The 9628-nt window shown below is 74.3% G+C and carries 9 protein-coding genes and 1 pseudogene; 6 read left to right on the top strand and 4 right to left on the bottom strand.

All coding sequences use genetic code 11. The features are described from left to right. Positions 1-103 precede the first annotated feature (103 nt). Complete coding sequence (locus tag JZ5iCDA_RS12910; RefSeq protein WP_069387548.1) at positions 104-2689, top strand: UvrD-helicase domain-containing protein; 2586 nt, start codon at positions 104-106, stop codon at positions 2687-2689. A gap of 73 nt (positions 2690-2762) precedes the next feature. Here the strand turns inward: JZ5iCDA_RS12910 and JZ5iCDA_RS12905 are convergent, their stop codons facing one another. Then, positions 2763-3335 carry a Clp protease N-terminal domain-containing protein gene (locus JZ5iCDA_RS12905; RefSeq protein ID WP_069387549.1) on the bottom strand — a complete coding sequence of 191 codons (573 nt, stop codon included), beginning with the start codon at positions 3333-3335 and terminating at the stop codon, positions 2763-2765. Next, positions 3335-3553: a helix-turn-helix domain-containing protein gene (locus tag JZ5iCDA_RS12900; protein WP_069387547.1), complete on the bottom strand. Its 219-nt coding sequence runs from the start codon at positions 3551-3553 to the stop codon at positions 3335-3337. Before JZ5iCDA_RS12900 ends, JZ5iCDA_RS12905 begins: the two co-directional genes overlap by 1 nt. A gap of 213 nt (positions 3554-3766) precedes the next feature. On the opposite strand from JZ5iCDA_RS12900, the gene sucC reads away from it, so the two are divergent. The 3 genes from sucC (at position 3767) to JZ5iCDA_RS12885 (ending at position 7283) form a co-directional block, all read left to right on the top strand. Continuing rightward, complete coding sequence (sucC, locus tag JZ5iCDA_RS12895; RefSeq protein ID WP_069387546.1) at positions 3767-4936, top strand: ADP-forming succinate--CoA ligase subunit beta; 1170 nt, start codon at positions 3767-3769, stop codon at positions 4934-4936. 39 nt (positions 4937-4975) lie between these two features. After that, complete coding sequence (gene sucD, locus JZ5iCDA_RS12890) at positions 4976-5854, top strand: succinate--CoA ligase subunit alpha (RefSeq protein WP_069387545.1); 879 nt, start codon at positions 4976-4978, stop codon at positions 5852-5854. 205 nt (positions 5855-6059) lie between these two features. Next, positions 6060-7283, top strand: coding sequence for a cell division protein PerM (locus JZ5iCDA_RS12885; protein WP_069387544.1), 1224 nt, complete (start codon positions 6060-6062; stop codon positions 7281-7283). A 3-nt stretch (positions 7284-7286) separates the two neighbouring features. Here the strand turns inward: JZ5iCDA_RS12885 and JZ5iCDA_RS12880 are convergent, their stop codons facing one another. After that, positions 7287-7817, bottom strand: a complete 531-nt coding sequence (locus JZ5iCDA_RS12880; protein ID WP_171905378.1) for a hypothetical protein — start codon at positions 7815-7817, stop codon at positions 7287-7289. A gap of 111 nt (positions 7818-7928) precedes the next feature. On the opposite strand from JZ5iCDA_RS12880, the gene purN reads away from it, so the two are divergent. After that, a complete protein-coding gene (gene purN, locus JZ5iCDA_RS12875; RefSeq protein WP_069387542.1) occupies positions 7929-8570 on the top strand; it encodes a phosphoribosylglycinamide formyltransferase in 642 nt (213 codons plus the stop codon). Here purN and JZ5iCDA_RS18455 read toward each other — a convergent pair. After that, positions 8567-9202, bottom strand: a complete 636-nt coding sequence (locus tag JZ5iCDA_RS18455) for a winged helix-turn-helix domain-containing protein (RefSeq protein ID WP_069387541.1) — start codon at positions 9200-9202, stop codon at positions 8567-8569. The genes purN and JZ5iCDA_RS18455 overlap by 4 nt on opposite strands. A gap of 90 nt (positions 9203-9292) precedes the next feature. Between JZ5iCDA_RS18455 and JZ5iCDA_RS18965 the strand changes: the two are divergent. Beyond that, positions 9293-9628, top strand: a pseudogene (locus JZ5iCDA_RS18965) (hypothetical protein); the annotation flags it as partial.

Below are 9628 nucleotides of genomic sequence, written 5' to 3'. Positions count from 1 at the left end.
GCCTTCCCCGACGTCCGCGGCGCTGCAGCGCCAGGCGGACCGACGCGACGGACGCGGAGAACAGCGAGGGTGAGACGAGGAGTACGACGTCGGCGTCGGGCCAGTGCACGGCCACCGACCGCACGCCCACATCGACCCCGAGGCGCTGCTCGAAGGGCTCAACCCGCAGCAGCGCGAGGCCGTCGTGCACGCCGGCGCGCCGCTGCTCATCGTCGCGGGCGCGGGCTCGGGCAAGACGCGCGTCCTCACGCACCGCATCGCGCACCTGCTCGCCACCGGCCGCGCGCGGGCGGGGCAGATCCTCGCGATCACGTTCACCAACAAGGCCGCGGCGGAGATGCGCGAGCGCGTCGAGCACCTCGTCGGGCCGGCCGCGCAGAGCATGTGGGTCTCGACGTTCCACTCCGCGTGCGTGCGGATCCTGCGCCGCGAGGCCAAGACCCTCGGGCTGCGGTCGAGCTTCTCCATCTACGACGCCGCCGACTCCCAGCGGCTCATCACGCTCGTCACGCGCGAGCTCGACCTCGACCCGAAGAAGTACCCGGCGCGGTCGCTCGCCAACAAGATCTCCGACCTCAAGAACGAGCTCGTCGACCCCGAGACCTACGCGCGCGACTCCGGCGCGCGCGCGACCGAGGACGGCCTCGCGGAGCACCCCGGGGCGCGCGGCGCCCAGGTGCCGGAGTTCGACCAGGTGCTCGCCGACGTCTACACGCGCTACCAGGCACGCCTGCAGGCGGCCAGCGCGCTCGACTTCGACGACATCATCATGACCACGGTCAACCTGCTCCAGGCGTTCCCGGCCGTGGCCGAGCACTACCGGCGCCGGTTCCGCCACGTGCTCGTCGACGAGTACCAGGACACCAACCACGCGCAGTACGTGCTCGTGCGCGAGCTCGCCGGCGTGGGCGCGGACTCCGCCGCCACCGACGCGGCGACCAGCGGCACCGGCGAGGCCCAGGTGCCCGCGCTCGACCCCGCCGAGCTCACCGTCGTCGGCGACGCCGACCAGTCCATCTACGCCTTCCGCGGTGCGACGATCCGCAACATCCTCGAGTTCGAGGCCGACTACCCCGACGCGCGCACCATCCTGCTCGAGCAGAACTACCGCTCGACCCAGAACATCCTCTCCGCCGCCAACGCCGTCATCTCGCGCAACCCCGACCGCAAGCCCAAGCGGCTGTGGACCGACTCGGGCGCGGGCGCGAAGGTCATCGGCTACGTCGCCGACAACGAGCACGAGGAGGCGCGGTTCGTCGCCGAGGAGATCGACCGCCTCGGCGACACCGAGGGCGTGCGCCCCGGCGACATCGCGGTCTTCTACCGCACCAACGCCCAGTCCCGCGCGCTCGAGGAGGTGCTCATCCGCGTCGGCCTGCCGTACAAGGTCGTCGGCGGCACGCGCTTCTACGAGCGGCGCGAGGTCAAGGACGCCGTCGCGTACCTGCGGGCCATCGACAACCTCGACGACGACGTCAACCTCCGCCGCGTCCTCAACGTGCCCAAGCGCGGGCTCGGGGACCGCGCCGAGGGCGCCGTCGCGGCGCTCGCGGACCGCGAGCGCATCTCTTTCGGCGCCGCGCTCGACCGCCTCGACGAGATCCCCGGCCTCACCAACCGCACGCTCAACCCGCTGCGCGCGTTCGCCGAGCTCATGACCGGGCTGCGCGAGCTCGCCGACTCCGGCGCGACGCCCGCCGACGTGCTCGGCGCCGTCCTCGACCGCACCGGCTACCTCGCCGAGCTACGTGCGAGCGACGACCCCCAGGACGCGACCCGCGTCGAGAACCTCGCCGAGCTCCACGCCGTCGCCGCCGAGTTCACCGAGCTCGACCCCGAGGGCACGCTGTCCGACTTCCTCGAGCGCGTCTCCCTCGTCGCCGACGCCGACCAGATCCCCGCCGACGACGCGGTCGACGGCGAGGACGACGGCGAGGAGAAGGAGGACCCGGGCGTCGTCACCCTCATGACGCTGCACACCGCCAAGGGCCTCGAGTTCCCCGTCGTGTTCCTCACCGGCATGGAGGACGGCACCTTCCCGCACATGCGCTCCCTGCACGACGACGCCGAGCTCGCCGAGGAGCGCCGCCTCGCCTACGTCGGCATCACGCGCGCCCGCGAGCGGCTCTACGTCTCGCGCTCCGCCGTGCGGTCCGCGTGGGGCATGGCCAACGAGTTCCCGCCCAGCCGGTTCCTCGAGGAGATCCCCGACGAGCTGTGGGACTGGCGGCGCCGGGAGTCGTCGATGCAGACGCTGCGCGCCGGCGGGTCCGTCTGGGGGCGGGGTTCCGGCGGGTACCGCGGGTCCGGTTCGTGGTCCGGGTCGGGAACGCGGGGTCGGGGGGACGACGACGGGTCTACCATCCGCGGTCCTCGTTCCTCGGACCGCTCCCGCCAGACCCGCCACGACCCGTCGTCGTCCCCCCGACCCCGCTTCGGCTCGGGCTCGTCCTCCGGCGGCGCCACCGGAGGGGATGGCAGCGGGGCGACGTTCGGGTCGGCGACGCCGCGCAAGGACGGCGACATCCCGAGCCTGTCGGTCGGGGACAAGGTGACCCACGACGCGTACGGGCTCGGGACGGTCGTCGCGCTCGAGGGGGCCGGGCCCAACGCCGTGGCGAAGATCGACTTCGGCGCGGACGGGACGAAGCGGCTGCTGCTGCGCTACTCGCCGGTGACGAAGATCTGATCCGTCGGGCCGTGCGGCCCGCGCAGGGGCCGTTCGCCCAGCACGTTCCCGCGTCGGTTCCGGCGTCGCGGCGTCAGGACGCGGCGCGACGGTCCCCGCCGTCGCCGGACCGCAGCTCCGCGAGGGCTGCGCGGAGCGCGGCGACGTCCGCCCCGGCCCGGTCGAGCGCCGCGACGAGGGTGCCGTGCGCCGTCGTGCCCTCGTCGCGCAGGAGGGCGAGGAGCACGTGACCCGAGTCGATGCTGCGCGAGCCCGCGTGGACCGCCTCGCGCAGCGACAGCTCGAGCGCCTTCTTGGCGGCCTTCGTGAAGGGCAGGTGCCCGCGGCGGGGGCGGCGGCCGGCCCGGTCCAGCGCGCCCTCGCCGAAGGCGGCGTCCGTCCGGGCGCGGACCGCGTCGAGGTCGATGCCGAGCGACGCGAGCGCCTCGGCGTCGAGCGGCTCGCCACCCTCCGCGACGGCGAGCCGCTCGAACGACGCCCCCGTGAGGCCGACGGCGGACAGGGCGCGCGCACCGGGCCCGCCGGGCTGCTCGGCGAGCGCGACGAGCAGGTGGACCGTGTCGATCGACGTGGCGCCGCGGCGTCGGGCGACCTCCTGGGCGCCCACGACGGTCGCGCGGGCGTCGGTCGAGAAGCGTTCGAACATCATGACCTCCGGTTCCGGGACGTCCCGTACTTCTTGTGCACCGCCTGGCGGCTCACGCCGAGCCGCTCGGCGATCTCCTGCCACGACCAGCCCAGGCTCCGCGCGTTCTCCACCTGCAGCGCCTCGAGGCGCTCGGCGAGAGCCCGCAGCGACCGCACCGCCCGCAGGCCCACGTCCGGGTCCGGGCTGCTCGCGTCCTCCATGTCGATCGTCCGCATGGTGTCAACGTAGATTGACGGAGCACAGAGTGTCAACCCATGTTGACGCTACAGCGCGCCCGCGGCGTGACGAACCGAACACCCGGCTCCCGGGACTGGTCCCCGGGCCCGGTAGGCCCTCCCGGCGTCGAGGGCTACCCTGTACGGGGATGTCTTGATGTCGAGACATCGGTCATGCCGCACACGGCGCATCAGACGGAAGGACGCAGCAGGGTGGACCTGTTCGAATACCAGGCGCGCGACATCTTCGAGAAGCACGGCGTGCCCGTGCTGGGCGGGATCGTCGCGACGACGCCCGACGAGGCCCGTGCGGGCGCGGAGCAGCTCGGCGGCGGGACGGTCGTCGTCAAGGCCCAGGTGAAGACCGGCGGCCGCGGCAAGGCGGGCGGCGTCAAGCTCGCCCACTCGCCGGAGGAGGCCGCCGAGAAGGCGTCCGAGATCCTCGGCATGGACATCAAGGGCCACACCGTGCACCGCGTGATGATCGCGGCCGGTGCGAAGATCGCCGAGGAGTACTACTTCTCGCTGCTCCTCGACCGGGCCAACCGCTCCTACCTCGCGATGGCGAGCGTCGAGGGTGGCATGGAGATCGAGCAGCTCGCGGTCGAGCGCCCCGAGGCGCTCGCCAAGGTCGCCGTGGACCCGACGGTCGGCATCGACGCGGCGAAGGCCGCCGAGATCGTGGAGGCCGCCGGCTTCGCCGACGACGTCCGCGAGGCCGTCGCGCAGACGATCCAGAAGCTCTGGACCGTCTACCAGGCCGAGGACGCGACGCTCGTCGAGGTCAACCCGCTTGTCAAGACCGAGGACGGGCAGGTCGTCGCGCTCGACGGCAAGGTCTCGCTCGACGAGAACGCCGGCTTCCGCCACGCGGAGCACGCCGAGCTCGAGGACAAGGCCGCGGCCGACCCGCTCGAGGCGAAGGCCAAGGAGAACGACCTCAACTACGTCAAGCTCGACGGCGAGGTCGGCATCATCGGCAACGGCGCGGGCCTCGTCATGAGCACGCTCGACGTCGTCGCGTACGCCGGCGAGGCGCACGGCGGCGTGAAGCCCGCCAACTTCCTCGACATCGGCGGCGGCGCGTCCGCGGCCGTCATGGCGGCCGGTCTCGACGTCATCCTCAACGACCCGCAGGTCAAGAGCGTGTTCGTCAACGTCTTCGGCGGCATCACCGCGTGCGACGAGGTCGCCAACGGCATCGTGCAGGCGCTCGGCATCCTCGGCGACGAGGCGAACAAGCCGCTCGTCGTCCGTCTCGACGGCAACAACGTCGAGGAGGGCCGCCGCATCCTCGCCGAGGCGAACCACCCCCTCGTGACGCTCGCCGACACGATGGACGGCGGGGCCGACGCCGCTGCCGCCGCTGCGAACGCCGCCTGAGCCCGCCCGAGACGATTCGAGAAGAGAACAGACACAGACATGGCAATCTTCATCAACGAGGACTCCAAGGTCATCGTCCAGGGCATGACCGGCTCGGAGGGCATGAAGCACACGACGCGCATGCTCGCCTCGGGCACGAACGTCGTCGGCGGCGTGAACCCGCGCAAGGCCGGCCAGAGCGTCGACTTCCCCGGTGACGTGACCGTCCCCGTGTTCGGCTCCGTCGCGGAGGCGATGAAGGAGACCGGCGCGGACGTCTCGGTCATCTTCGTGCCGCCGGCCTTCACGAAGGCCGCCGTCGTCGAGGCGATCGACGCCCGCATGCCGCTCACGGTGATCATCACCGAGGGCGTCCCCGTCGCCGACACCGCGGAGTTCTTCACGCTCGCGCAGCAGGCCGGCGTGCGCCTCATCGGCCCGAACTGCCCCGGCATCATCAGCCCCGGGAAGTCGAACGTCGGCATCATCCCGGCGAACATCACGGGCCCGGGCAAGATCGGCCTCGTGTCGAAGTCCGGCACGCTGACCTACCAGATGATGTACGAGCTGCGGGACTTCGGGTTCTCGACGGCCATCGGCATCGGCGGCGACCCGGTCATCGGCACGACGCACATCGACGCCCTCGCGGCGTTCGAGGCGGACCCGGAGACCGAGGCGATCGTCATGATCGGCGAGATCGGCGGCGACGCCGAGGAGCGCGCCGCGGCGTTCATCCAGGAGAACGTCACGAAGCCGGTCGTCGGCTACGTCGCGGGCTTCACCGCTCCCGAGGGCAAGACGATGGGCCACGCGGGCGCCATCGTCTCCGGCTCGTCCGGCACCGCGCAGGCCAAGAAGGAGGCCCTCGAGGCCGCCGGCGTCAAGGTCGGCAAGACGCCGTCCGAGACCGCCGCGCTCATGCGCGAGATCCTCTCCTGACCCCGGGGGCGCCGCGAGGCGCCCCCGGTCACGACGACGCCCCGCCCCGGTCACCCCGGGCGCGGGGCGTCGTCGTCCCGGTCGTCGTCCTGGTGGTCTTCCCCGGGCCCCGCGGCCGGTGTCCGGCAGCGACCCGACGGCGGGTACGCTGGCGCGCCGGGGACGATCACCCGCTGCGTGCACAGGATCGACGACGATAGGGACCATGAGCTCCACGACCGGCCGCCGCACCCGCCCGCACACGGTGGAGGGCGTGCCCGCCCCCGTGCCCGTGGCGCCGCGCCGCGCGGTCTCGGGCGTGCTCGCGGCGCTGCAGGCGCTCGCCCTGTCCCTCGCCGTGGTCGTCCTGCCCGGCGTCGTCGCGTACGTGGCCGCCACCCCGGAGACGACCGACGGCTGGGGCCAGTCCGTCACGGTGGCCTCGGGCCTGTGGCTGCTCGGGCACGGCGTCCCGCTCGTCGCGAGCGGCGCGACCGTCACGCTCGTGCCGCTCGGGCTCACCGCCCTCGCGCTGTTCTGCTGCTTCGCGTCCGCGCGCCGCTCAGCCCACACCGCGCTCTCCGCGTGGCTCGCCGGGACCGCGACCTACGCCGTGCTGACGTTCGGCGTCGCGGTCCTCGCCGGCACGACGACGGCCTGGGGGCTGGTCGTCGCGGCCGTCGGGGGAGGGGTGCTCGGTGCCGTCGGCCTCGGGGCGGGCATCCTCGCGCGCCCGGACGCGCCGACGGTGGCCGAGGTCGCCCGTCTGAGCGACCGCTGGCTGCCGGCGACCGCCCGGCTCGGCCTGCGCGGCGCGGTGCTGGCCACGAGCCTCCTCGTCGCGGCCTCGGCCCTCGTGGTCGCCGCGTGGGTCGTCGCAGGCCGCGCGACGACGGGGGACATCGTGGTCGGGCTCGCTCCCGGTCCCGTGGGCGGGCTCGTCCTCGCGGTGGCCCAGCTGGCGGTCCTGCCGAACCTCGTGCAGTGGGCGACCGCGTGGCTCGTCGGCCCCGGCTTCTCGGTGGGGGAGGGCAGCACGTTCAGCGCGTCGGGCTCCGAGCCGGGCGCGCTGCCCGCGGTCCCGCTGCTGGGCGCGCTGCCGGGCGACGACTGGTCGAGCGCCCTCACCGCGTGGCTGCCCGCTGCCGTGGTCGTGCTCGGCGTCGTCGCCGGCTCGTTCGTCTGGCGCCGGCTGCCCGCCGCGACGCCGGCCGGCACGGTGCGCTGGTCCGACGTCGCGCTCTCGCTGGGGGGCGTCGCCGTCGGCGCGGGTCTCCTGCTGGGCGTCGGCACGTGGCTGGGCAGCGGCTCGGTCGGTCCCGGGCGGTTCGCGTCCGTCGGGTCCGACCCGCTCCTGGTGGGGCTCCTCGCCGCGGTCGAGATCGGCGGCGGCGCGACCCTCGCCGTCCTGTGGGGGCGGCTGGACCCGCTGGAGCGGCGCCGCCGCTGACCGTTAGGGCCGGTCCGACGCGGGGGTGCCCGTGACCCCGGACACCCACCCCTCGATCGTTCGCAGCCGCTCGGTCTCGCACCGCTCCTGGACGCCGACCGTGATCGCCCCGTCGAGGCAGCGCTGGTACTCCACCTCGACCTCCCACGTGGCGAGCGAGCCGACGGTCTGCAGCGCGATGACCGCCGCGAGACCCACGCCGATGCCGAGGGCCGGCACGAGCAGGCCTCGCACGCGGGCACGCCGGGCCGCGACCAGCGCGCGCACCCCGACGACGACCGCCGCCACGGCGAGCACGAGCGCCGCCGTGCGCCAGGGGAAGCGCAGCGCGCTGACGAGGACCACGAGGAGCATGACGATCCCGAAGTGCAGCGCACGGCGGGTCGCCAGGCGCGCGTGCTCGGGGTCCACGGGCTCCGGCTCCGGCGCCCGGCGCGGCGGCTCCTGCGGCGGGGCGGCCTGCGGCGGGGGTGGGGGCGCCGGGGCGCGTCGTCCGGGCTCGTCGGGACGGGGCGGGGCGTAGGGGTTCCCCAAGACTGCTCCTCGGTCGTCGGCGGGCTCGCGGTACATTCTCCCACCGGGGCGTGGTGGCCTGCGGCCACCGCCGGTACGCCCCCGCCCGACACACCCACCCCAGGGAGCACCGTGCAGACGCCCTCCGGCCACCTCGTCGAGTCCACGTCCGCGAGGCGCGTCGTCGTCCTCGTGTCGGGGGCAGGCAGCAACCTCGCCGCGATCCTCGCGGCGCACGACGACCCCGCCTACGGGGCCCGCGTCGTGGGCGTCGTCTCCGACAAGCCCGGGGCCGGCGGTCTCGACCTTGCGCGCGACGCCGGGGTCCCCGCGGTCGTGGTCGAGCCCGGCGACTTCGCGGACCGCGCGGCGTGGGACGCGGGCGTCGCGCAGGCCGTCGACGTCTTCCGCCCGGACCTCGTCGTGCTCGCGGGATTCATGCGGATCCTCGGCCCCGCGTTCGTGGGGCGGTTCGCCGGCCGGACGATCAACACGCACCCGGCGCTGCTCCCGTCGTTCCCCGGGGCGCACGGCGTGCGCGACGCGCTCGCCTACGGCGTGAAGGTCAGCGGCTGCACGGTGCACGTCGTCGACGACGGCGTGGACACCGGGCCGATCATCGCCCAGACCGCCGTGCCGGTCGAGGACGGCGACGACGAGGCGTCGCTGCACGCGCGCATCAAGGTCGCCGAGCGTGCGCTGCTCGTCGAGACCGTCGGTCGTGTCGCGCGCGAGGGGATGCGCGTCGAGGGCCGGAGCGTCGTCCTCGGCTAGCGTCCCGACGGCGGGTCGTCGACCGCGGTCGTCCCCGCAGCGGTCTCCGCCTCGGTCTCCGTGTCGGTCTCCGTGCCCGGACCGGGCTCGCCCGCGCGCGGCCCGAGCACGGCGAGGAGCTGGTACGTGCGCCGGTCCGCGTCCGGCGTCTCGCGCGCCTCGGACAGCCACCGGTCCGACCACCGGTGCAGCAGCCGCTCGATCTCCTCGGCCAGCTCGGTCGCCTGCTCGGGCGTGAGCGCGAGGCTGCTCAGGGCGAGCACGCGGTCGCCCTGTGCCCACCCGCCGCCGGCGGCCTCGGCGAAGCTCTCCTCGGCCCACACCAGCGCGGGGCGCACGACGTCGCGCATCGCCCCCGGCGTGCCCGGCTGCACCGCGTACGTCTCGGCCACGTTCGTCCACACGCGGTCGCGGCGGTCCCGGGCGTGCTCGGGCGCCTCGACGATCATGCCGGCGCGCGCGAGGACCCGGAGGTGGAAGCTCACCGAGTTCGCGGGCTCGTCGATGGCCCGGGCCAGGTCGGCGGCGCGCGCGTGCCCGAGCACCGCGAGCTCGGTGAGGATCCGCTGCCGCACCGGGTGGGCGATCGCCCGCAGCGCCGCGGGGTCCTGGACGTGGAAGGTGTCGAGCACGTCCCGAGGCTAGCAACGCGAGGCGCATCGCGCGCCGGAACTTGCGCAACGTCTATTGCGCAATAATCGGTGCGCGTCTACGGTGTCGTCATGCCCACCGAGCCGAGCGCCGCCCCTTCCGTCACCGCCGGCACCCTGGTCGCCGACGACCTCGCCCCGGCCGTCGGCGACGTCCCGCCGCCCCTCCTGCGCAACCGGTCGTACCTGCTGCTCATGTCCGGCCTCACGGCCGAGTCGCTCGGGGCGGGGATCGCGCTCTTCGCCGTGCCGCTGATCGCCTACGGCCTGACGGGGTCGGTCGTCCAGGCGGGCGTCGTCGCCGCCGTCGGGCAGGTGGGCGCGCTGCTCGCGACGCTGCCCGCGGGCGTCGTCGCGGACCGCGTCGACCGCCGTCGCCTCGTCGTCGGCGCGGCGGGAGCCGGCGCC

The organism is Cellulosimicrobium cellulans (genome assembly GCF_001722485.1).
Taxonomy (GTDB): Bacteria; Actinomycetota; Actinomycetes; order Actinomycetales; family Cellulomonadaceae; genus Cellulosimicrobium; species Cellulosimicrobium cellulans_A.
This window is presented reverse-complemented; position numbering and strand designations above follow the sequence as displayed.